At 38.6% G+C, this 23,568-nt stretch carries 22 protein-coding genes and 1 tRNA gene; 21 read left to right on the forward strand and 2 right to left on the reverse strand.

What is annotated here, in order from left to right; all coding sequences use genetic code 11:
• Position 1 precedes the first annotated feature (1 nt).
• The 16 genes from HG1285_RS12660 (at position 2) to HG1285_RS12585 (ending at position 14,734) form a co-directional block, all read left to right on the forward strand.
• Positions 2-1,045: an SDR family oxidoreductase gene (locus tag HG1285_RS12660; RefSeq protein WP_008286740.1), complete on the forward strand. Its 1,044-nt coding sequence runs from the start codon at positions 2-4 to the stop codon at positions 1,043-1,045.
• Positions 1,046-1,047: 2 nt separating this feature from the next.
• Positions 1,048-1,455 carry an FdtA/QdtA family cupin domain-containing protein gene (locus HG1285_RS12655; RefSeq protein ID WP_032496444.1) on the forward strand — a complete coding sequence of 136 codons (408 nt, stop codon included), beginning with the start codon at positions 1,048-1,050 and terminating at the stop codon, positions 1,453-1,455.
• Entirely contained in the window at positions 1,455-1,757 is a 303-nt protein-coding gene (locus HG1285_RS12650) for a hypothetical protein (RefSeq protein WP_008286743.1), read from the forward strand. Before HG1285_RS12655 ends, HG1285_RS12650 begins: the two co-directional genes overlap by 1 nt.
• On the forward strand, positions 1,750-2,451 hold the full coding sequence (locus tag HG1285_RS12645; protein ID WP_008286744.1) for an SDR family oxidoreductase: 702 nt from the start codon (positions 1,750-1,752) through the stop codon (positions 2,449-2,451). Before HG1285_RS12650 ends, HG1285_RS12645 begins: the two co-directional genes overlap by 8 nt.
• Positions 2,448-3,794, forward strand: a complete 1,347-nt coding sequence (locus tag HG1285_RS12640) for a fatty acid--CoA ligase family protein (protein WP_008286745.1) — start codon at positions 2,448-2,450, stop codon at positions 3,792-3,794. Before HG1285_RS12645 ends, HG1285_RS12640 begins: the two co-directional genes overlap by 4 nt.
• Complete coding sequence (locus HG1285_RS12635) at positions 3,787-4,308, forward strand: GNAT family N-acetyltransferase (protein ID WP_008286746.1); 522 nt, start codon at positions 3,787-3,789, stop codon at positions 4,306-4,308. The genes HG1285_RS12640 and HG1285_RS12635 overlap by 8 nt, the downstream gene beginning before the upstream one ends.
• On the forward strand, positions 4,301-5,395 hold the full coding sequence (locus HG1285_RS12630; protein WP_008286747.1) for a DegT/DnrJ/EryC1/StrS family aminotransferase: 1,095 nt from the start codon (positions 4,301-4,303) through the stop codon (positions 5,393-5,395). The genes HG1285_RS12635 and HG1285_RS12630 overlap by 8 nt, the downstream gene beginning before the upstream one ends.
• Positions 5,382-6,623 (forward strand): O-antigen translocase, encoded by a 1,242-nt coding sequence (locus tag HG1285_RS12625; protein WP_008286748.1) that lies wholly within the window; start codon positions 5,382-5,384, stop codon positions 6,621-6,623. The genes HG1285_RS12630 and HG1285_RS12625 overlap by 14 nt, the downstream gene beginning before the upstream one ends.
• Entirely contained in the window at positions 6,620-7,603 is a 984-nt protein-coding gene (locus HG1285_RS12620) for a glycosyltransferase (protein WP_008286749.1), read from the forward strand. The genes HG1285_RS12625 and HG1285_RS12620 overlap by 4 nt, the downstream gene beginning before the upstream one ends.
• A 4-nt stretch (positions 7,604-7,607) precedes the next feature.
• Positions 7,608-9,044: a hypothetical protein gene (locus HG1285_RS12615; RefSeq protein ID WP_008286751.1), complete on the forward strand. Its 1,437-nt coding sequence runs from the start codon at positions 7,608-7,610 to the stop codon at positions 9,042-9,044.
• Complete coding sequence (locus HG1285_RS12610; RefSeq protein ID WP_008286752.1) at positions 9,028-9,741, forward strand: WecB/TagA/CpsF family glycosyltransferase; 714 nt, start codon at positions 9,028-9,030, stop codon at positions 9,739-9,741. Before HG1285_RS12615 ends, HG1285_RS12610 begins: the two co-directional genes overlap by 17 nt.
• Positions 9,738-10,850 (forward strand): glycosyltransferase family 1 protein, encoded by a 1,113-nt coding sequence (locus HG1285_RS12605; protein WP_008286753.1) that lies wholly within the window; start codon positions 9,738-9,740, stop codon positions 10,848-10,850. Before HG1285_RS12610 ends, HG1285_RS12605 begins: the two co-directional genes overlap by 4 nt.
• 163 nt (positions 10,851-11,013) lie before the next feature.
• A complete protein-coding gene (locus tag HG1285_RS12600) occupies positions 11,014-12,027 on the forward strand; it encodes a mannose-1-phosphate guanylyltransferase (protein WP_008286754.1) in 1,014 nt (337 codons plus the stop codon).
• Positions 12,020-13,450, forward strand: a complete 1,431-nt coding sequence (gene wbaP, locus HG1285_RS12595) for an undecaprenyl-phosphate galactose phosphotransferase WbaP (RefSeq protein WP_008286755.1) — start codon at positions 12,020-12,022, stop codon at positions 13,448-13,450. Before HG1285_RS12600 ends, wbaP begins: the two co-directional genes overlap by 8 nt.
• Positions 13,451-13,454: 4 nt before the next feature.
• A complete protein-coding gene (locus HG1285_RS12590; protein WP_008286756.1) occupies positions 13,455-13,949 on the forward strand; it encodes a VanZ family protein in 495 nt (164 codons plus the stop codon).
• On the forward strand, positions 13,922-14,734 hold the full coding sequence (locus HG1285_RS12585) for a ComEC/Rec2 family competence protein (RefSeq protein WP_008286757.1): 813 nt from the start codon (positions 13,922-13,924) through the stop codon (positions 14,732-14,734). The genes HG1285_RS12590 and HG1285_RS12585 overlap by 28 nt, the downstream gene beginning before the upstream one ends.
• A 130-nt stretch (positions 14,735-14,864) precedes the next feature.
• Here HG1285_RS12585 and HG1285_RS12580 read toward each other — a convergent pair whose 3' ends face one another.
• Together HG1285_RS12580 and HG1285_RS12575 are read right to left on the reverse strand one after the other, a co-directional pair.
• Positions 14,865-16,235 carry an ATP-binding protein gene (locus HG1285_RS12580; RefSeq protein ID WP_008286758.1) on the reverse strand — a complete coding sequence of 457 codons (1,371 nt, stop codon included), beginning with the start codon at positions 16,233-16,235 and terminating at the stop codon, positions 14,865-14,867.
• Positions 16,236-16,270: 35 nt separating this feature from the next.
• A complete protein-coding gene (locus HG1285_RS12575; protein ID WP_008286759.1) occupies positions 16,271-19,063 on the reverse strand; it encodes a glutamine-synthetase adenylyltransferase in 2,793 nt (930 codons plus the stop codon).
• 16 nt (positions 19,064-19,079) lie between these two features.
• Between HG1285_RS12575 and HG1285_RS12570 the strand changes: the two genes are divergently transcribed.
• The 5 genes from HG1285_RS12570 (at position 19,080) to HG1285_RS12550 (ending at position 23,567) form a co-directional block, all read left to right on the forward strand.
• A complete protein-coding gene (locus tag HG1285_RS12570) occupies positions 19,080-20,672 on the forward strand; it encodes a CTP synthase (protein WP_008286760.1) in 1,593 nt (530 codons plus the stop codon).
• 57 nt (positions 20,673-20,729) lie between these two features.
• Positions 20,730-20,802: transfer RNA gene (locus tag HG1285_RS12565), tRNA-Thr, on the forward strand.
• Between the two features lie 4 nt (positions 20,803-20,806).
• Positions 20,807-21,142, forward strand: a complete 336-nt coding sequence (locus HG1285_RS12560; RefSeq protein WP_157560500.1) for a hypothetical protein — start codon at positions 20,807-20,809, stop codon at positions 21,140-21,142.
• Positions 21,143-21,151: 9 nt separating this feature from the next.
• Positions 21,152-22,771, forward strand: a complete 1,620-nt coding sequence (locus HG1285_RS12555) for a 2-oxoacid:acceptor oxidoreductase subunit alpha (RefSeq protein ID WP_008286762.1) — start codon at positions 21,152-21,154, stop codon at positions 22,769-22,771.
• A gap of 1 nt (position 22,772) precedes the next feature.
• Positions 22,773-23,567 carry a thiamine pyrophosphate-dependent enzyme gene (locus HG1285_RS12550; RefSeq protein WP_008286763.1) on the forward strand — a complete coding sequence of 265 codons (795 nt, stop codon included), beginning with the start codon at positions 22,773-22,775 and terminating at the stop codon, positions 23,565-23,567.
• The last annotated feature ends 1 nt before the right edge of the window (position 23,568 follow it).

Raw genomic sequence — 23,568 nt, forward strand, 5'->3', positions numbered from 1 at the left:
TTTGGAAACAGTATTAGTTACAGGAGCAGGAGGATATATAGGAAGTGTTTTAATTCCAAAATTATTAAATAAAGGCTATAAGGTTAAAGCAGTTGATAGATACTTTTTTGGAAAGGATAAATTAAAAAAACACGAAAATTTACAGATAATAAAGGAAGATACCAGAAAGATGCCAGAAGGAATTTTTAAAGATGTTGATTATGTAATAGATTTGGTAGCAATTTCTAATGACCCTTCGGGAGAGTTGTTTAATGAAGCAACTTGGCAAATAAACTATGAATCAAGGGTAAGAACTGCAAATTTATCAAAAAAATATGAGGTGAAAAGATATATACTTCCTTCAAGTTGTAGTATATATGGTTTTCAAGAAAACATTGTTGATGAAACTTCTAAAACAAATCCTCTTACTACTTATGCAAAAGCAAACGAAAAAGCAGAACAAAGTGTATTACCATTAGCAAATGATAATTTTGTTGTTACTGTTATTAGACAAGCTACAGTTTTCGGATACAGCCCAAGAATGAGGTTTGATTTGGCAATTAATGGAATGACATACGGAGCTTGGAAAACTGGCAAGCTTCCTCTAATGAGAGATGGAACACAATATCGACCTATGGTTCATGTACAGGACACAACAGATGTAATGATTTTGCTTCTATCTGCAGATATAAATAAGGTAAACGGAGAAATTTTTAATGTAGGAGGGAATAATCTAAATTACCAAATCGGAAAGTTAGGAGAAATTGTTGCAAAAACTGTGGAAGAAGAAACAGGTAAAAAAGTAGAAATAGAATGGTATGGAGACCCTGATAGGAGAAGTTATAAGGTTTCTTTTGATAAAATTCGCAAAATTTTAGGTTGGGAACCAAAATGGGATGCTAAAATGGGAGTTAAAGAAATAGTTAATAAATTAGAGACTGGAGAACTTGAAAAAACTACTGAAACCATAACTTTAAATTGGTATAAAGAGCTTGAGAGATGGTATAATATAATAAAGGAATTGGAAATGTACGGAGGTATTTTAAATATTAAGTGGGAGATTTGAAAATGGAAGTTAAATTTATAGAATTTGATATAAAAGGAGATGAAAGAGGTAAACTCATAGCTTTAGAACAGTTTAAGAATATTCCTTTTGAAATAAAAAGGGTTTATTACATTTATAATTTAAAAAATAATATACCAAGAGGATTTCATGCTCATAAAAATTTGCAACAAGTAGCTATTTGCATTAGGGGAGGTTGTAAATTTTTATTAGACAATGGGAAGGAAAAAGTTAAAGATATTATCTTAGATAGTCCAAATAAAGGTTTATTTATTGATAAAATGATTTGGCATGAAATGTATGATTTTAGTGAAGATTGTGTTTTAATAGTATTGGCAAGTGATTATTATGACGAGAGTGATTATATAAGGGATTATGAGGAGTTTTTGAAATTTCAGAAGGGAGAAGAGTAATGAGAAAGCAATTAATTACTATAATCATAGAAAGTTTAAAAGAACTAAATGAAGATTTAGAAAAAAAAGAGTTAAAAAATCCAACATCTGAAACAAAATTATATGGAGCTGGTGGAGTTTTAGATAGTTTAGCATTAGTTACTTTAATAACAGATTTGGAAGAAAAAGTATCAGAAGAATTTGGTAAAAGCATAACTTTAGCTGATGAAAGAGCCATGAGTCAAAGACGTTCTCCATTTAGAGATGTTAAAAGTTTAGCTGAATATATAGAGACTCTTTTAAAAGAGGATGATAATGAGTAAAGTTATTATAATAACAGGAACAAGAAAAGGAATAGGTAAAGAGTTAGCAGAATATTATTTAAGCAAAGGCAATATTGTAGTTGGTTGCAGTAGGGGAGAAAGTTCTATTAATCATAATAGTTACAGACACTTTCAATTGGATGTTAGCGATGAAAAAAAAGTAATAGATATGGTTAGAAAGGCAAAAAAAGAATTTGGAAGGGTGGACATTTTATTAAACAATGCAGGTATTGCTTCTATGAATCATATTATAACTACCCCTTACAGGACTGCAAAAGATATATTTTCAACAAACTTCTTTGGAACATTTCTATTTATTAGAGAAGTTGCAAAAATAATGATAAAGCAAAGATGGGGAAGAATAGTTAATTTTACTACAGTTGCAACACCTCTCAGGCTTGATGGAGAGGCGATGTATGCTGCAAGTAAAGCGGCTATAGAGAATCTAACCGAAATAGTAGCAAAAGAACTTGCGGAATTTAATATAACTGTTAACGCTGTAGGTCCAACCCCTGTTCCAACAGATTTAATTAAAAATGTTCCTAAAGAAAAAATGGATGCCTTATTAGATAGACAAGCAATAAAAAGATTCGGTGAATTTAGGGATATAGTTAATGTTATTGACTTTTTTATTAATGAAAAAAGTGATTTTATTACAGGTCAAATTATCTATTTAGGTGGAGTAAATAAATGAGTTGGCTAGTAGAGAACTTTAAAAAATTTGGTTCAAAGATAGCAATAATTCATAATGATGAAAAGTATACTTATAAAGATTTATATAATAAAATTAATGAGTTTTTAAATGAAATTAAAAAAGAAATAAAAATAGGTGAAGTAGTTGCAATCTTAGGAGATTATTCTTTTGAAAATATTGCCTTACTGTTGGCTTTGCATTTAAATAAAAACATAATAGTTCCTATAACAAGTACAAAAGGAAATGAAATAAAAGAAAGATTAAAAGAAGCTAACTGTGATAAAGTAATAAGAATTGATAATAGAAAATTGATAATTGATAATTTAAATTATAAGGATAAACATCAGTTTATTAAAACTTTGCAAAAGAAAAAACATTCTGGCTTAATTCTTTTTTCTAGTGGAAGCACAGGCAAACCAAAAGCAATGATACATGATTTTGATAATTTAGTTAATTACTATAAAGGCAAAAAAGAAAAGAATATAAATATGCTAATTTTTTTAATGTTTGACCATATAGGAGGACTTAATACATTATTAAATATACTATCTATAGGTGCAACTGCAATAATACCTAAAAATAGAAATGCAGATGAAGTTTGTAAATTAATAGAGAAATATAAAATAAGGGTTTTACCAGCATCACCTACTTTTTTAAATCTAATATTGATAAGTAAATCTTACGAGAAATATGATTTAAGTTCATTGAAAATGATTACTTATGGAACAGAACCCATGCCTGAAACTCTTTTAAAAAGGTTAAAGCAAACTTTTCCAAAAGTAAGATTTTTACAAACTTTTGGTACCAGCGAAACAGGAATTGCCAATACCTATTCGAAATCTTCCGATTCAACATTTATGAAAATAGATGACCCAGATATAGAATACAAAATAGTAAATGGTGAACTTTGGTTAAGAAGTAAAACTCAAGTTTTAGGATATTTAAATGCTCCGATGGATAGTTTTACTGAAGATGGTTGGTTTAAAACTGGGGATTTAGTAGAAATTACTGATGATGGATATATCAGAATAATTGGAAGAAGTAAAGAGATTATTAATGTTGGAGGAGAAAAGGTTTTGCCGCAAGAGGTGGAAACTATAATTCTTGAAATACCAGAAGTAATTGATTGTATAGTATATGGAGAAAGAAATCCAATCACAGGACAAACAGTAGTAGCAGATGTTGTAATAAAAGATGGAATTGATAAAAAGGAAGCGAAAAGGAAAATTAGAAAGCATTGTATAAAAAAATTAGATAATTATAAAGTCCCAACCAAAATAAATTTTCTTGAAGAGATTAATATAGGAAATAGATTTAAAAAAATTAGGAGAAAAGATGCTTGAAGGAAGATATATAAAATTTGAGTATGTAAAAGAAGATGATGCAGAATTTATATTAAATTTAAGAACTAACGCTAAATTAAGTAGATTTATATCCAAAACAGAGAAAGATATAAAAAAACAAATAGAATGGATAAAAGAATATAAACAGAGGGAAAAAGAGGGAAAAGAACATTACTTTATAATAAAAAACAAATCTAGTGGGGAAAAAGAAGGAACAGTGAGAGTTTATAATATGAGGAATGATATATGTGAATGGGGTAGTTGGATATTAAAATCTAATAATCCCCTTATTGCAATAGATAGTATAATATTAATCTATAAATTTATATTTAGTCAGTTGGAGTTTGAAAAAGTTACATTCGATGTGATTAAAGAAAATAAAGAAGTAATAATGTTTCATAAATCCTATGGTGCTGAAAAGATAGGAGAGGATCAAAAGAGTATATACTTTCTATTTAAGAAAAATAAATTTATTAATTTAGAAAAAAAATATGGAAGGTTACTAAATGATTAAATTCTTAGACTTAAAAAAAATTAACTTACAATATAAAGAAGAAATATTAGAAGCTTGTAAAAGAGTTTTAGAAAGTGGATGGTATATTTTAGGAGAAGAAGTAAAAAAATTTGAAGAAGGATTTGCAAATTACTGTGGAACGAAATATGCAATAGGTGTTGGAAATGGATTAGACGCTCTAAAGCTTATTATTAGAGGATATAAGGAGCTTGAAATTTTTAAAGAAGGAGATGAAATAATAGTTCCTGCAAACACTTATATAGCAACAATTTTAGCTATAAGTGAAAATAGATTAAAGCCAGTTTTTGTTGAACCCAAATTAGATACTTATTTAATAGACCCAGATAAAATAGAAGAAAAAATAACAGAAAGAACAAAAGCGATAATGGTAGTCCATTTATATGGGCAAACTTGTGAGATGGATAAAATTTGGGAAATAGCAAGAGAATATAACTTAAAAATTATAGAAGATTCGGCTCAAGCCCATGGAGCTTTTTATAAGGATAAAAGAACTGGAAATTTAGGAGATGCAAGTGGATTTAGTTTTTTCCCAAGCAAAAACTTAGGAGCATTAGGAGATGGTGGAGCAATAACTACAAATGATAAAGAATTAGCTGAAGCAATAAAAGCTTTAAGAAATTATGGAAGTTATAAAAAGTACGAAAACTTGTATAAAGGTGTAAACTCAAGGCTTGACGAACTCCAAGCGGCAATTTTAAGAGTAAAATTAAAGTATTTAGACAAAGACAACCAAAAAAGAAAAAAGGTTGCTAAATATTATTTAGAGAATATAAAAAATGAAAAAATTGTATTGCCAAAGGTTGTTACAGATAGTGTTTGGCATGTATTTGTAATAAGAACAAAAGAAAGAGATAAATTACAAAAATATTTACAAGAAAACGAAATTCAGACATTAATTCATTATCCTATACCACCGCACAAACAAGAAGCTTATAAAGAATGGAATGATTTAAGCTTCCCAATAACAGAAAAAATTCATAAGGAAGTGTTAAGTTTACCTATAAGTCCGGTTATGATTGAAGAAGAAATAAAAAAGGTAGTAAAAATAGTAAATGAATTTAATTAAAACTTCTATTTTATCTGCGATTTCTACTATTATTAGAATTTTGGCAGGGTTTATAATTAATAAAATGATTGCTGTTTATATAGGACCTTCTGGAGTAGCTCTTTTTGGGCAGTTTAGGAATTTTATGTCGATGGTTATAACCTTTTCAAATGGAGCTATTAATCAAGGAATTGTAAAATATACTGCCGAATATAAGGATATAGAAAGTAAACAAAAACTTTTTAGTACAAGTCTAGTTATTGGATTTATAAGTTCAATAGTGCTAGGAATATTAATTATTATATTTAGGAATGAATTATCAAAATTAATTTTACATACTACTGAATTTTCTGATGTTTTTATTATACTTGGAATTTTCACTGTTTTATTTTCTTTAAATAATATATTCCTCTCTATTCTAAATGGAGAAAAGGAAATAAAAAAATATATATCTGTTAATATAGCTAGTAGTATTTTTGTACTTATACTTACAATATTACTTGTAATAAAATTCAAGTTAAAAGGAGCTTTTTTATCTTTAATTTTAGGACAATCTTTAATAATAGTATTTACATTATTTTTAGTTATAAAAAGCAGGTGGTTTAAAGTTGAATATTTCTTGCAAGGTATAGATAAAGAAAGTTTAAGAAGATTACTCAAATTTTCATCAATGACTATTACAGCAGCAACAATGGTTCCCTTATCTCAAATAGCTATTAGAAATTATATAGGAATAAAATTAGGTTGGGATAGTGCTGGATATTGGCAAGGGGTATTTTTTATTTCTGAAGTTTACCTTATGGTTATAACTACATCTTTAAGCGTATATTACTTACCTCGTCTTTCAGAAATTCAGGATAAAAAAGAATTAAAAAAAGAGATATTAAACGGATACAGAATTATTATGCCAATAGTTATATTTTTGGCTTTTTTGATATTTATTTTTAAGAAATTTATAGTTGTAACGCTTTTTTCGGAAAAGTTTTTGCCTATGTTAGAATTATTTAAATGGCAGTTAATAGGAGATGTTATAAAAATAGCAAGTTGGTTGTTAGGCTATATTATGGTAGCAAAAGCATTAACTAAATTATTTGTGTTAAGTGAAATTTTATTTACAATATCATGGGTAGTATTTACTATAGTATTTGTATATATATTTGGTCTGATTGGTTCTGTGTATGCATTTACGTTTAACTACATATTGTATCTTCTGTTTTTAGGTTTTTATTTTAGGAGGATAATTCTATGAACAATTATCCGGAAACTACATTAGTGATATTTGCATATAAACACGAAAAATTTATAAAAGAAGCAGTAGAAAGCGCTTTAAATCAAGATTATCCTAATTTAACTATTATAATATCTGACGATAATTCTCCAGATAGAACATTTGAAATAGCTCAAGAAGTTATAAAAAACTATAAGGGAACTCATAAGATTATTTTAAACAAAAATGAAAAGAACTTAGGACATCCAGCTCATTTAAATTATGTATTAGAAAATTTAGTAAAAACAGATATTTATATTGGCCAATCAGGAGATGACGTAAGCTTACCAAATAGAGTAAGTAAAACAATGGAAATCTTTAATAAATACCATGATGTATATGCAGTGTTTTCAAATGTTGATTTGATTGACGAAAAAGGCAAGATGCTAAAGAAAGATTTTTTAAGTTATAAAAAAGGATTTTACACCCTTGAAGATATTCTATTGAGGCCAATAGTATTAGGTGCATCTGCCTCATACAAAAAGGAAGTTTTTAATAAATTTGGGGAAGTTAAGCATAAATTTGAGGACTGGGAATTGGGCTATAAAAGCGCTATGTTGGGTAAAGTTTATTATATAGATGATGTGTTGCTCGAGTATAGAAGTCATGATAATAATTTTGGTTTTGTAGGCGTAAAGAAAATGTATAGATCTTTTAAAGAATATAAAGAACAAAAAGCTTATTTTTATAGAGAGCACGCAAAAATTTTACTATCTATATTGGATGTTGCAAGAGGCAAGAGAAATAAAAGTCTTATAGAATTCGGTATAAATTTTGATGAATTTTGTGAAAATTTTTTTAGTGAAAATATGCTCAAAAAAAATCTTCTTTCTTGGCAACTTATAAGATTTTATATTAAAGGTAAGGCATTGAGGATAAATGAAATAGAAAGGAATATTTTTGTGTGTCTATTTTCATATTTGAGCTATACAATAAAGAAATTTTCATATAACATTAAATAGTAAAATGGTTTTAGCTGTTCAACCTGTTATGTTTATAGCTGAATTGATGTTAATAATAGGTATGGTATTCGTACTTTATTATGTTTTTGCAATCTTGCAAAGTATAGAGGCGATCTTACTGATTGATTTTTTATTTAATGTACTCTTTTTTATTTATTCACTTATATCAGGAAGAAAATACTTGATAATAATATATATATTTATTTTTTATATTTTCCAGAACTTTTTTATCGGTATTATATCTAATTTATTAGATTTTTCTACAGCTTCTACTTCATTAATTAGGCATATGTTAATCTTAAAAGATATGACTACAATTTTTATTTTTCTTCTTGTTTCGTTGTTGTTATTGTTTCGCAAGCCCTATAAAATCGAAAAACAATATATTTTCCCATTTTTTATAGGAATCTACTTAATAGCTTCCCTTTTCTGGTACAAAACTGGAAATTCTATTGTAGCTCTTGCGTATATAAGAAATCTAATAATGCCATTTATTTTTCTTATAATTGGTTACACTTTGGCTTCATTCAAAAGCTTAAGATATTTAATCTATTCATTTATTTTTATGTTGGCAGTAGAAACAGGTGTTGTATTGTATGAGTTGTTGTCAGGATATAGGTTGTGGTATATCCTTAAAGGAGAACTTATCAATTTAGCAAGAGGGTTTGGGGATGTTACAGTGACAGAAACTATTATTTTTGAACACGTTCTAGTTAGATTAAGTGGATCTTTTTTGGATAGTGTAAATTTTAGCTATTTTTTGGCTACAGCATTTGCTATATTGTTTATTTATAAACAATATTTAAACAAATTCATAAAACCTGTATACTATTTTATACTATCTTGCATATTCTTGTTTTTAATTCTTACATTAGGAAAAGGGGGGTGGATGATTTTTTATTTCTTTATTCTAGGTTATGCTTTACCCATGTCTTTTTATTTAAAAAACTATAAAAAAGTGCTAATGTTTATGTTGGTCCTTATTTTATTTTCAATTCCTATTGTTAATTATGTTTTCCCTACAGCAATTTTCCATTTTATAGGGCTTTACAACTCACTACTTAATATTTCTATTATGGGTCATGGTTTGGGTAGTGGAGGAAATTTTGCTAAAGGGTTTTCTCATATACCATATGAAAAATGGTTGGCTTCATCCGAAAGTGGGTTTGGTACAATGCTCTATCAATTAGGAGCTGTATTTACCTTTATTTATTACTTGTATTGGTTCCTTGTTATTAAAAAGATCAATAATAATTATCATAACTGGCTATATACAGGTCATAAGAAATTAATACAGGTACAGGTTTTTATAATTTTTGGATGGCTTACTGCATCATTATTTCAAGAAAACAGTTTTTCACCAAATGCAAATTTTGCTATATTTTCCTTTTTGGGTATAAATCTGAAAATTTTGAAAGATATTGATGATTATGATGCGTAAAATCATGATATGCGCAAAAGATATAGAAAGTTTAGTGAGAAATAATAATTTGGTAACTTTTGTTAATCCATATTCAATGTATATACTTCAAGAAAAAAAATTGTTGAAAAGGATTTTTGATGAATTTGACTACATTGGAATTGACGGGATAGGCTTAGTAAAGGCTATTCAAATAAAATACAAAGTAAAAAATTTGGAACGGGTTAGTTTTGATATGACCTCATTGGCTCCTAAAGTTTTTAAGCACGCTATAAATAATAATAAATCTATTTATTTTATAGGAACTAAGGAGCATATTATTCCTCAGACTATAAAAAATATAAAAAAAACATATCCTGAATTAAATATAATTGGATATAGGCATGGCTATTTCAAGGATAGAAATGAATATAATAAGGTTATTTCTTCTATAAAAAGATTAAATCCTGATATAGTTATTGCTGGATTAGGAACCCCTTTGCAAGAATTATTTTTGTTAGATTTAAAAAAATTAAGTTGGCAGGGAACAGGATTTACATGTGGAGGATTTTTAGAGCAAACAGCACAAAGTATAAATTATTATCCTAAGGTAATAGATAAGTTACATCTAAGATGGTTGTATAGGTTATATAAAGAACCTAGAAGATTGCCAAAGAGATATTTTTATATATATCCCAAATTTTTTATTAAGTTTTTCACAGATAGGATTGAGTTATGAAAGTGGGAATTGTAGGGATAACCGAAAATGACTATATTAGAGGTGTTGAAAGATACACATTAGAATTAACCCGTTATTTAGCAAAATTATATCCAGATTCTACTTTTTATTTACTAAGAGGTGCATGGCAGATGTATTATAAAGAACTCTCTAGGCTTGAAAATGTAAGGGTTTTTACTGTAGAAAACTTAGAAAATTCAAAGCTACATAGACATTTTTTTACAGCTTTTAAGCTTTTTAATTTTTTAAGAGAGAAAAATATAGAAATTGATATTATTCATTATAATAACACATTGCCTATAATTAGAAAAACACCTATACCGAGTGTAATTACTATTCATGATATTGCAGAATTCTTTGTTCCCGAAAAATATTCTAATATCCAAAGGTTGTATAGGAGACAAATGCTTAGAATTTCTGTAAAAAATGTAGATAAGATAATAACGGTTAGCAAGTTCTCAGCGAATAGTATTATAAGCAAACTTTCTATTTGTGGGGAAAAAGTTATCCCCATTTATTTAGGCATAGAACATTTCTATAGAAAAATAGATCTTTGCTTCATAAGCAAAAAACCACAAAAATACGATTATCTTTTATATTGGTCTGTAATAGAACGTTCCAAAGGTGTTATAGAGACCATAAAAGCTTTTAATTTAGTAAATAAAAAATATCCAGATTTAAAATTGATAATAATAGGAAAGAAGGGAAATGCATTTTATGATTTCATAAAACTTGTGAAGTCGAATAATAATATAAAGCATTTAGATTATGTTGATGATAATGAATTGGCAAGATATATAAGGCATGCAAAAGCGATATTATTTCCATCCAAGCATGAAGGGTTTGGTTTTCCGCCTTTAGAAGCCTTTGTGTTAAATAATAATATAATCACATCTAATAATACTTCCTTGGGGGAGATAACGTCAAAATTTGCTATCCAAGTAAATCCCACAAATATACAGGGATTGTGCAAGGCTATAGAAAATTTACTTGAACATCCATTAACTTTTAATGAAAAAGAAAAGAAAGAAATTCTTAGCCAGTTTTCCTGGAAAAATACTGCCAAAAAAACATTTGAAGTTTATAAATCATTACTAGGAGGCAAATAATGAAACAGAAATGCATGGATGCAGTGTGAGTAATGTAGGGTTAAAATAAATTTATTAATCAAAAGTTCAACTGGGTAAAATTTATAACGGCATGCAGAATTGGGGCTGATTTAAAAAGAGTTTCAAGTGAAAAATAACATAAATTAATAATAGGATAGATAAGATGAAATCCATAATATTAGCTGGTGGTAGAGGCACAAGATTATTCCCCCTCTCTCGAAAAGAGCTTCCGAAACAGTTCGTTAGACTGGGTAACAGAAGCCTTTTTCAGAGGACACTTGAAAGGCATAGTGATTTTCCTGTTTATGTTTCTCTGAAAGAAGACTACACCTCTCTTGCTAAGGAACAAGCTGAGGAAGTTGGTATTGGAGCAAACCTTATAAAAGAACCATCCCCTAAAAATACCTTTCCTGCTATAGTCTGGTCTCTGTATGTTATGAGGATTGAGTATGGTTTAAAAGATGACGATATCGTGGCTGTAGTCCCTGCAGACCAGTATATAGAACCTGTAGAGACTTACAGAGAAGACCTTTCTTTGGCACGTGAATGCGCTAAGGGAGGCTATGTTGTACTTTTTGGTGTTAAACCCAACAGACCAGATACAGGTTTTGGCTATATAAAGCTGGGAAAAAAATTAGATAAAGCCTTCAGAGTAGAAGAGTTCACAGAAAAGCCTTCTTACGAAAAAGCCCTTGAGTATGTCAAGTCAGGGAAATATCTGTGGAACTCGGGTATATTTGTTTTTTCTTTTAAGACCTTTGAGGAAGAGTGTAAACTCTATCAACCTTTTGCCTATAAGTTACTTAATACAAAAAGCAGGGATGAAGCATTATACGTATTTAATAAACTCCAATCTGAACCTATAGATAAGGCAATAATGGAGAAGTCAAAGAGAACTGTTTGTATTCCCTTCAGGGCAAATTGGTCGGACGTGGGAACATTTAAGGGGTTGTATGAAGTTCTCTGTGACGATAGCAGATGTGCTGTGCTTTCGGGGGATGTCTTGAGAGTTGATGCTGAAGATGTCCTTGTCTTTTCTGAAGACAAGCCCGTAATAGTTGTGGGTTTAAACCATTTGGCTGTGATAAACGCAAAGGATTATCTACTCGTGGTATCATTAGAGCATTCTCAAAAGGTAAAGGATATCCTCAAGCTCCTTGAAGAAAGTGATGAATAAAGAATCTTTTAATATTCTGTTTCTTATAACGCTTGACACAGTCGCCTTCTACACCTCCTTCACTTTAGCCTATTTCACAAGAAAACTTCTAAATGCATTCCCTCTGGATATCGTCCAGTTCAACATAAGTTACTCAGCTCTATTAAAGCTGTGGTGGATACCTTTAATATTTATTTTATTCATAGCCTATGAACAGCTTTACGTTAAAAGGTACCCTTTCTGGGATGAAACAAGGGAGCTTCTAAAAGCTCTGACTATATCCGTGGTCGTTGTGTTTGCTGTAGTTTCTCTCGGGAAGAAGAGCGAGAGCATATCAAGGCTCACCGTATTGATGTTATGGGGATACAGCATATTTATGTTCCCATTGTTCAGGTACTTTGGTAAAAAGCTGCTCTACAAACTTGGGGTCTGGAGGAGGAACCTATTGATTTTGGGAGCTGGAAGGGCAGGTGTTGGCACAGCCAAGGGTCTTCAGGGTGACGAGCATCTTGGATACGAGATAGTGGGTTTCCTTGATGACTACAAGAAAGGTTCTATTGAGGTCGGAGATAGAAGCATACCCGTACTTGGGAAAATAAGCAAGTTTAAAGACATAATTAGAGATAAGAATGTTGCCACTGTGGTGATCGCTATACCTTCAATGGACAAGGAACGTCTTTCAGCTCTGGCAAATAATGTTCACAAGTATGTAAAGAGAATATTTATAGTTCCAGACTTAAAGGGTATAGCTCTTCTGAATAGCGAGCTCTATCATCTGTTCGTACAACAGCTGTTTCTGATAAAGGTGGTGAACAACTTTGACTCAAGACTTAACCAGATCCTAAAGAGAAGTTTTGACCTGTTATTATCCCTCTTTATGCTTCCCTTTTTGTTACCAATTATGGGCTTCATAGCTCTCCTTATAAAATTGGATTCTCCTGGGAGTATCCTCTTTGTCCAGGAGCGTCTTGGTAGGAATGGAAAGGTCTTCAGGTGTTACAAGTTCAGAACCATGTATGAGAATTCAGATGAACTGTTGAAGGGTTTCTTGGAAAACAACCCAGAGCTAAAAACCGAGTGGAACAGGTATAAGAAGCTGAAGGGATACGACCCCAGGGTTACAAAGATCGGAAAGTTCTTGAGAAAGACTTCTCTCGACGAGCTTCCTCAAATTTTTAACGTCCTCAAAGGAGAGATGAGCCTTGTGGGTCCAAGACCATACCTTCCCAGAGAGAGAGAAGATATGGAGGGCTACATAGACACGATCTTAATGACCAGACCGGGAATAACTGGACTATGGCAGATCTCTGGCAGGAACAAGCTCACCTTTAAAGACAGATTAAAGCTTGACACCTGGTATGTGCTCAATTGGTCTCTATGGCTTGATGTGGTGATCCTGTTCAAAACAATAAAGGTTGTATTTAAGAGGGAGGGAGCCTATTAGGTCTATGAACAGACTTTGGATATTCATAATTCTCTACGTAGTACTCATATACACCACATTACCCATCGCAAGGTTAGTTCTGAACACCTTATACGAAACTCTTGGTGCTTTTAACCTTGGTTTACTTGTAAATACCCTTCTCGTCAGCGTCTCTTCTTTCATAGCCATTCAGATGTACAGGAGAAAAGGGCTTACCTCTCTGGTGCACTTGCTTCTGTTGGGAGCACTCCTTGTCACCATCATCCTTAATCTGGATAGACCAGAAGAGAGGATCCACTTTGTTGAGTACGGTCTCCTCGGATTTCTCTTTATCAAAGCTTTCAGCTCCGCATCTGTAAGGACTCTTACTTTTTCAGCCCTTCTGGTAACCCTAATTGGTTCTGTTGACGAGCTCATTCAGTGGTTTCTGCCGAACAGGGTTGGGGATTTAAGAGATGTTCTCATGAATGCTGTCGGAGGACTGCTTGGAGTATGGTTCGGAAAGCTTTACTACTCCTGATTCTTCTTGTCTTCATATCCCATTCAAAGGAGCTGAGGGTTTACTTTATTGACGTGGGCGAGGGAGAGTCCATACTCGTAATGAGTCCCTCCGGGAAGGCGACGTTGATAGATGCGGGGAATCTGATCACAGGCTACAAAGTCCTAAAGTTTCTCAAGTCTAAGGGGATAAATGAGATAGAGAGGCTCATAGTTACCCACCCTCACCCCGACCACATGGGAGGGGTCTTTATACTATTGCAGTCTTTTGATGTAAAACAGTGGTACGACAACGGACAGCCTTTGGAAAAAGTTTCCTGTGAAGACCTCTACAGGTGGTATGGAGAGCTTTTCAGGAGGGGAAACTACGGAGTTCTCAAGGCTGGAGATAGGTGGGAGGAAGACGGGGCTATCTACGAAGTTCTTTCCCCAAAGAGGTTGAATAGAGGCTGGAATGCCAACTCTCTCGTGATAAAGCTCACCTACGGCAAGGTGGGATTCCTCTTCATGGGAGATGCGAACGTTAAAGCGGAGAAGGAGTTGATTGGATCAGGCACAGACCTGAGGAGCGATGTTCTTAAGGTGGGGCACCATGGAGCAGGTGACACACTCTCCGAGGAATTTCTAAGAAAGGTAAAGCCAGAATATGCGGTCATCTCAATAAACAGGAAAAACATAAGAGGATATCCGTCAAAGGAGAAAGTTGAGCTTTTGAAAAAATACGGAGTTAGACTTTACACTACCTACGAGCACGGAACGGTTGTGTTCTCCACAGACGGAAATAAGATAGAGGTGTGGTCAGAGTGAAAATTCTCGTAATGGGTATAGCAGGGCACATATACTCTCATGTGGCGTTGAAGGGCTGGGAGCCAAGTACGATGACTTTGAGTTTATAGTGAAGACTGTCTGGGAGTGGAGGATTAGCAACAGTAAAGTATTACACAAGATCCTCAACCGTATAGAGCAAGAGGTTCTTAAAAGAACTCCTTTTCAAATCCTTTGTAAAACCTCTTTTAGAGAAGAGAGCAAAGAAAATCTCTTTAGGCTTAAATCCAAGGTTCACCCTTTTAGATTTCTCCATCAGCTCCTTCAATACTTCCGCTCCCACCCTTGAATCCCTGTATTTACACTCACCAAACAGAACTTTCCCCTCTCCCCAAGCTAATATGTCTATCTCTGTATCCCTGTTCCACCATCTCCCTATCCTTTCAATCCTAAAGTGTATGTTCTTCTTTTTCAAGAAGTCTATGCACACGTCTTCAAATATCAACGAGGCGTACTGGTTGAAGTCAGATTTTATCTTGTTCATGACAAGGTTGTAGTTTTCCGTTTCTAAAAAGCTCTGGTTTGGGAAGACGTATCTGAACCAGAAGTTGAAGAAATTGTCCTTTATGAAGTACAGCCCCTTTTTACTCTTTTCCGGGTTCCTCTCCGTAACAGGTACTTTCCTCTCAAGTATATCGAGCTCTATCAACCTCTCCATGAATGAGGTTAGGTTCTGGGTGCTCATACCAAGTTTCCCCGCTATTCTCCCTATCTTCCTTTCCCCCTGAGAGATAACCTGAAGTATGGAGAAGTAAGTGATGGGGTCTCTTATCTCTTCTCTGAGTATGAATTTGGGTTCTGAGTAAAGGAAACTGTCCCTATTGAGAACGTTTTCTCTTATATTTGTAAAAACTTCTTTGGAGGGGTTCATCAACTCTGCGTACTTTGGAATTCCACCGGTGACACAGTAGAACCTAAAGATCTCATCGTTTTTCCTGCCCTTGAAGAAACTTCTGTAACTGAAGAAATCCAGGGGCTGGAGCCTTATCTGGGCTGTCCTCCTGCCGTAAAGGGGGCTTGAGTAACTGAGTGTCAGGTTGTACATCATGCTCACAGTTGAGCCAGAGAGTATTAGCATGGCCTCACTGTCTTTGAGCAAAGTGTCCCATATCCTCTGAAGTATGGATGGTATCGCCGGATTTACCTTCGCAAGGTACTGAAATTCGTCAATCGCTATTATCAGTTTTCCCTGTGTGTTATGCCTTAGGATGTATCTGAAGATGGTTTCCCAGTCCTTCACCTCTATACCTTTCAGAACCTCGTCCCTGAAGGTCTCGGCGACAACGTTCTTAAACCTCCCGAGCTGAAGAAGTTCATTCTGCAGATCCGCAAGGAAGTAAACCGCAGGTTTACCCTTTATGAATTTCTCTATGAGCGTGGTCTTTCCCACCCTCCTTCTTCCGTAGATAACGATAAAAGAGGAATCCCTCCTGTACTCTTCCTCCAAGGTCTTAAGTTCTCTCTCCCTGCCTATAAACCTCATTTTCGTTTCTAAATTATTATAATCTAAAAACGATCTTACCCCAGAAACTCCAAAAACACCTCCCTTAAAGTCTTCATGCTCTTCCCCAGCTCTTCTTCAAACTCATCACAAGCCATCCCCAGAGACCTCGCTATTCTGGGCATGTCCTCCTTCGTAAGCACGGAGCTTCCCCTCTCCTTCGTCAGTCTGAGGTGTGTCTCCACAAGCCTGAGGAACATGAAGGCGGTGTAAGCAGGTTTGAGGAAGTTGTACTTCTCTATCAACTTTTCAAATCCCTCTATCATGGAGGTCTCCCTTATCCTCTCTTTTATTAGAAGGTACTGAACCAGAAACTCTCCATCCACTATCCCCCCAACACCGAACTTAAGGTCTACCACATCCCTTCTCCTCTTTGCCTGTTCCTGTAGTTTCATCCTCATCTCATAGACCTCTCTCCTCTCCTCCTCACCCCAGGGCTTTTCAAAGAGGAGCTTTTCTATTTCATCCTCAAGTTTTTCCATTAGATTCTCGTCTCCCGTTATGAAACGTGCCCTCGTCCAGGCGAGTCTCTCCCAAGTTCTCGCCTCTTTCTCAAAGTAACGTCTGTAGAACTCAAGGGCGGGAACAAGCTCCCCCTTTGAGCCCATCGGTCTGAGCCTGAAGTCAACGTCGTAGAGGTATCCCTCCGAAGTGTGAGCCGTTATAAACCTCACGAGCCTCTGAACCTTCTTAGTTACTTCCTCTTTTTCATCGTAGCTCTCAACTCCGAAAACTATGTCAAGGTCTGAGCCAAAGCTCAGCTCTCTGCTCCCCAGCTTTCCCAGGGAGCATAAAACCGCCCTGTTTCCTGCAAGGGTCAATTTCTCCCACAGCTTTGTTAAAAGGAAGTCTGCAAGCATGCTCAGGGCATTAAAAAGCCCCCTCAGGTTTTCGTAATTTCTCTCACCCATCAGGTAAACGAGCCCTATCCTCACCTCCCACACCCTCTTGAACCTCCTGAAGAGGTTCTCCTCCGAAAGACTCAGGGTCTCTTCGTACTTCCTGAACTCCTCCTCAAGCTTTTCCCAGTTTGGATACTCCCTGTAGAGGGTCAGAACGTCCTCTACGAGGTCGGGATTTTTGCTAACGAGAGAGGATAGCGTTGAGGATAGGGAGAACACGTTGAAGAGACCCTCCAAAAAGTCCTCCCTCGGGTCGCTCAGTATGACCTTCTTACCCGTTGGGTTTGAGAAGAACTTGTCAAAGTTCTTTAAGGTCTCGTCTGGGTCTGAGGAGCTTGAGGACAGCTCTATGAGTCTCGGCGTTAAAGAAATGAGCTTTTCCTTCTCTCTATCGGATAGTTTCATCCCCTCCTTCCCGTAAAGGTAGCTCGTAAGTATTGAGAAGGACTGCCTTGGGTTTGAGAATCCCTTCTCCTTGAGTATGTGAGCCCCGTAGTCCTGGTCTGCGGTTATAAGGGCTATCTGTATGGGTTCAAGCTCTTCCTCCTTTCTTTCCGGAATAAGCCCCTCAAATATCTCCCTCACTCCCTCTTTTATACTTCCCAACTCCTTTCTGAACTTTTCTTCGTTCTCAAAGCCGAGAACCTTTGCGTAGTAAGGGGTTTCTCTCTCGTTTAGAACCTGTGTCTGGAGGCACTTCCTCAGCTGAATCCTGTGCTCAAGCTCTCTCAAGAAGGCGTAGGCTCTCTCAAGAAAAAGAGCCTCCTCGTCCGAAAATACCCCCTTCTGGTTCAGCTTCCATATAGCCCTGAAGGTGTTGCTATCTCTAACGAACCTGCTCTTGTTCCCGAGGAGTATCACGAGAGACTGAACGGTAAACTCTATCTCCCTTATGCCTCCCTCTCCCGTCTTCACGTTGTATCCCTTTAAAAACCTCTTCTTCGCTTCTGCTTCTATCCTCTGCTTCATGAGCTTTATCTCTTCAACAAGCTTGTAGTCCGCGGAGGAGTAAACGAAGGGCGTGACTACTTCCTTCATGAACCTCTCCCCGAGCTCCATATCCCCGGCGACCGGTCTCGCACGGAGGAGGGCGAACCTCTCCCACACTCTCCCGTAGGACTCGTAGTACAGCTCTGCGCTTCTCAGAGACATGGTTATGGGTCCCGTCTTCCCGAAGGGTCTTAGGTCTAAATCAACCTCGTAGGGTCTTCCCTCCTGCGTCTGGGTGGTCATCAGCTTAAAGGTCTTCTTGAAAACCTCTGAGAAGAACTCGTTTAGGGATAGCTTCCCCGCAGAACCCCTGTCATCGGAATGAAGAAAGATAACGTCTATGTCCGAGTAAAAGTTCAGCTCCTCGCTACCCAGTTTTCCCAGCCCTATCACAACACCGTGAACCTCCTTCCCCTCCTCTGATAAAGGTTTTCCGTACCTCTCAACAGTTTCCCTGTATGCCCTCCGGTAGGACAGCTCAAGCATGGCATCGGGCAGGTAAGAGTACTCTCTGAGTATGTCCTCCGTTTTCGCTGTCTGGAGTATGCTCTTTGCTAAGAGCCTCATGAGCTCCCTGTGTCTATAGTAGGCAAGCTTTTCGGAGAACTTCTCGTCGTCAAGGGACTCTCCCACAAGAGCGCTCAGTTCGGATAAGTACAGCTCCCTGTCCTTTGCGAGATACCATAGCTCCGGTATAGTCTCCTGAAACTCTTTTGGATGTCTGAAGAGGAAACTCCTTATGCACTCGGACTGTTCAAGGAGCTCAAGGAGGAGGGTGAAGCGCCTCTCGTTCAGGTAGTCTATGAGGCTTCTGGGTTCCGGGTGTAGGCTCAGGAGCTTCTCAAAGTGCCTCCTTGCCTCTTCAGGATTGAAGAGCTTTCGCTCTGCGGTATCCCACCACCGGGAGGGTATCTCCATAATATAATTTTCTCACATGGGCAAATTTATCTTCGTGACCGGAGGGGTTCTCTCCTCCCTCGGAAAGGGTGTAACCTCAGCGTCCGTAGGGGCGATACTTGAGGGGATGGGCTACAGGATAACCCTCCAGAAGCTTGACCCCTACCTGAACGTTGACCCTGGAACTATGAGTCCCTACCAGCACGGTGAGGTTTACGTCACCGAGGACGGGGCGGAGACAGACCTTGACCTCGGGCACTACGAACGCTTTACCGACGCGGTGATGAGCAAGGACAACAACGTTACCGCGGGGAAAGTTTACTTCAACGTGATAACGAGGGAGAGGAGGGGAGATTACCTCGGTGCGACCGTTCAGGTCATACCCCATATAACGGAGGAGATAAAGGAGCTCATAAAGAGGGTCTCTGACGACCACGATGTTGTCATAGTTGAGGTCGGAGGGACTGTCGGGGACATTGAGGGACTCCCCTTCCTTGAGGCGGTCAGACAGCTCTCCCTTGAGCTCGGGAGAAACGACTCCATGTTCATACACGTTACCTACGTCCCCTACATAAAGACCGCAGGAGAGCTCAAGACAAAACCCACCCAGCACTCCGTGAAAGAGCTCAGGGCTATAGGTATCCAGCCGGACGCCCTGATATGCAGGGCTGACAGGGACTTACCAAAGGGGATAAAGGGCAAGATAGCCCTCTTCTCAAACGTGGAGGAGTCGGCGGTAATATCCGCACCAGACCTTGACTACATATACGACCTTCCCAACAAGTTCAAGGAGGAGGGTCTTGACAGGCTCGTGGCGGAGAGGCTCGGGCTTGAGTTCAGGGACACGAACCTCTCCAAGTGGAAGAAGGTGGTCAACGTCCTCCGGACAGCCCAGAGGGAGGTGAACATAGCGGTCATAGGGAAGTACGTTGAGCTTAAGGACGCCTACAAGAGCATAATAGAAGCTCTCACCCACGGGGGCATAGCGAACAGCTCAAAGGTGAGCATAGCCTGGATGAGCTCCGAGAGGTTTGACGAGGAAGGGCTACTGAAGGTGGACGGCATACTCATACCGGGAGGGTTCGGAGAGAGGGGAACGAAGGGGAAGATAGACGCCCTCAGGGTCGGTAGGGAGAGGAACATACCCACCTTCGGTATATGCCTTGGGATGCAGTTGATGGCTGTGGAGTTTGCGAGGAACGTCCTCGGTCTTGAGGGAGCCAATTCCACCGAGTTTGACCCGGACACCCCCTACCCGGTCATAGACCTTATGGAGGAGCAGAAGAACATAAACGAGCTCGGAGGAACTATGAGATTGGGTGCCTACCCCTGCGTCCTTCAGGAGGGGACGAAAGTCCGTGAGATATACGGCAGGGAGGTGATATACGAGAGGCACAGGCACAGGTACGAGTTCAACAACAGGTTCAGAGAACCCTTTGAGAGTAACGGAGTTAGATTTTCGGGTCTATCGCCCGACGGCAAGCTCGTTGAGATAATGGAGCTCTCAGACCACCCCTGGTACATAGGTTGTCAGTTTCACCCCGAGTTCAAGAGCAAACCCTTTGATCCCCACCCCCTCTTCGTATCCTTCATAGAGGCTGCCCTTAATAAGAGAGCCAGAGAAGGGTAGGTCCGGCAAGGGTTCTTATTGAGCTAAGCCCCGAATGAAGTTAAAATTAAATACCCAGCCGGCGTAGCTCAGTCGGCAGAGCGAGGCACTCGTAATGCCTAGGTCGCGGGTTCAAGTCCCGCCGCCGGCTTTTGATGACGATGACAAAGGGGCAGAGATTAGCTTTAGGGCTCGCATCCCTGATACCCCTCTTATACCTGCTCGTGGTGGTACTTACACCACTCAGGGTTGTATTCACGAGTGACCCGGCGTCCCCAGACGCACCCGACTGGTTCCTTTACTTCACCGCCTTTCACTTCTTCATGTACCTTTACACGGGTTTGCTGTTTGCCTTTTACGTGATACACCTCCTCGGCAACAGAGAGTTGAGCAAGGAGAGGAAGGCTCTCTGGGCTTTCGCCTTCCTGTTTTTCTCCGTGCTCAGCATGCCCCTTTACTGGTATCTTCACATATGGAGGTCTGAGAGTTAAGATATCCTTATGGATAAGACGATAATAATCGGGGGGAAGGCAGGAGCAGGAATAAAGGAAGCGGGGAGGATGCTCGCTGGCGTCCTTGCAAACCTCGGCTATCACGTCTTCGGTTACGTGGACTACCCCTCTTTAATAAGGGGCGGGCACAACTTCGTTACACTCAGGTTCTCTGAAAGACCAGTGAACAGCGTGAACAAGAAGGCGGACATAATAGTCGCTACGGATGGAAGAAGCATAAAAGCCCATGAAGAGGATGCAAAGGGTGATACCGTCTGGCTCATAAACGAGAAGGAGGAAAAGGAGGGTGCAATAAGGGTACCCTTCAAAGAGGTAGCTCCGGGGTTCTTCAAGAGCTCCTCCGTGCTTGGAGCTGTCCTTAAGCTCCTTGGCATACCCCTTGAAGAGGGTCTCCCCTTTATCCTCAGCCTTCCCCAGAGGGAGAAGAACGAGCAGATATACAGGGAAGTCTATAACTCCCTGGACAGCGTTTTTGAGGTGAAGAAGGTCGGAGAAAGAAAGGGAGAGATAATGACGGGGAACGAGAACATAGCCTTGGGTGCCGTTGATGGAGGGCTTGACTTCTATATAGCCTACCCCATGACGCCTGCATCTCCCGTGCTCCACTATCTTGCGAAGAAGAAGTCCGAGTTCGGTATAAAGGTAGTTCATCCCGAGAACGAGATAGGCGCAATAAACATGGCTGTGGGCGTTGCCTACGCCGGGAAGCGTTCAATGGTCGGAACCTCCGGAGGTGGTTTTGCCCTCATGACAGAGACCCTCAGCCTGATAGGAATGAGCGAGACCCCCATGGTCATATACGAAGCCCAGAGGGCTGGACCAAGCACCGGCGTCCCCACCTACACCGCTCAGGCAGACCTCCTCTTCGTTACCTTTGCGGGGCACGGGGACTTCCCGAGGGTCGTTGTGGCACCGGGAACACCCGAGGAAGCCTACTACCTAACGAGGGACTCCCTTAACATAGCTTGGAGGTATCAGATCCCCGTGTTAATTCTGGGAGACAAGCACCTCGGTGAGAGCTACTTCCTTGCGGACATAAAGAGAGAAAGGGTTGTTGAAGAGCCGAAGCTCTGGAGGGGAAATGGGGAGTACAGGCGTTACGAGATAACTGAGGACGGAATATCACCCCTCGCCTTCCCGGGTCAGGAAGGAGTCGTCGTGAAGGGGACGAGCTACGAGCACGACGAGAGGGGAATAACCGTTGAGGATGCAAAACTCGTCAAAAGAATGCAGGACAAGAGGCTAAGAAAGGGAGAGACCCTTAGGGAGTACATCCTCTTCCGTGAGTATGCTGTGGTCGTTGGTGGAGATAAAAGTTCAAGGAAGGTCATAGTAACATGGGGCTCCACCTGGGGAACAGCCCTTGACGTTGCCAAGGAGCTCGGCTACAAGGTCGTAAGACCCCTATTTCTTGAGCCCTTTCCCGCAGACAGGGTTATGGAGGAGATCGGCTCTGCGGAGCTCGTAATCTCTCTGGAGTGCTCTGCATCTGGGCAGTTTGAGAGGCTCCTCAACATGCACGGTATAAGGTCTCACAGGAACATAAAGAAGTACGACGGAAGACCCTTCTTCAGGGACGAGCTCATTGAGATGCTCGGGGAGGTATAGTATGGCTGTAACGAAGAGTTTATACACCGGTGCAGAGATAACCTGGTGCAGGCTCTGTGGAAACTTCGGTTTGATGAGCGCCTTTGCCTGGGCGGTTGAGGAGCTTTCCGATACTATCCCTCTGGAAAAGTTCGTAATACTCTCGGGGATAGGCTGTCACGGGAAGATAGTTGATTACATAGACCTGAACAGCTTTTACTCTATTCACGGGAGGGCGCCTGCCACCGCAACGGGCATAAAGCTGGCGAACCCAGAGCTATACCCCGTATGCTTCGTTGGAGATGGAGATATATACGCCGAAGGCGTATCTCACCTCATATTCTCTGCGAAGAGGAACTCCGACATAACTGTGATAGTCCACGATAACAGGTCTTACAGCCTAACCACTGGACAGTTTACACCCACAAGCCCGAGTATCTTCAAGGGGAAGTCAACGCCCGAGGGACCCCCAGAAGACCCCATGAACCCGATAGTCCTTATGCTTGAGGCTGGTGCCACCTTCGTGGCGAGGGGTTACGCAGGATACACCGACCACCTGAAGGAGCTCATAAAGCAGGCTATACTCCACAGGGGTTTTTCCTTCATTGACGTCCTCCAGCCCTGCGTAGTTTTCTTCAACACTTACGAGTTCTATAACCAGCACGTTTACAAGCTTGAAGATGTAGGACACGACCCCACCGACTACGATCAGGCTTACAGGAGGGCTAAGGAGTGGGACTACAACAGGGAGGACGTGAAAATACCCATAGGGGTCTTTTATAAAACCGAAAAGCCCACCTACGAGGAGAGGATCTGAA

Source organism: Hydrogenivirga sp. 128-5-R1-1 (genome assembly GCF_000171895.1).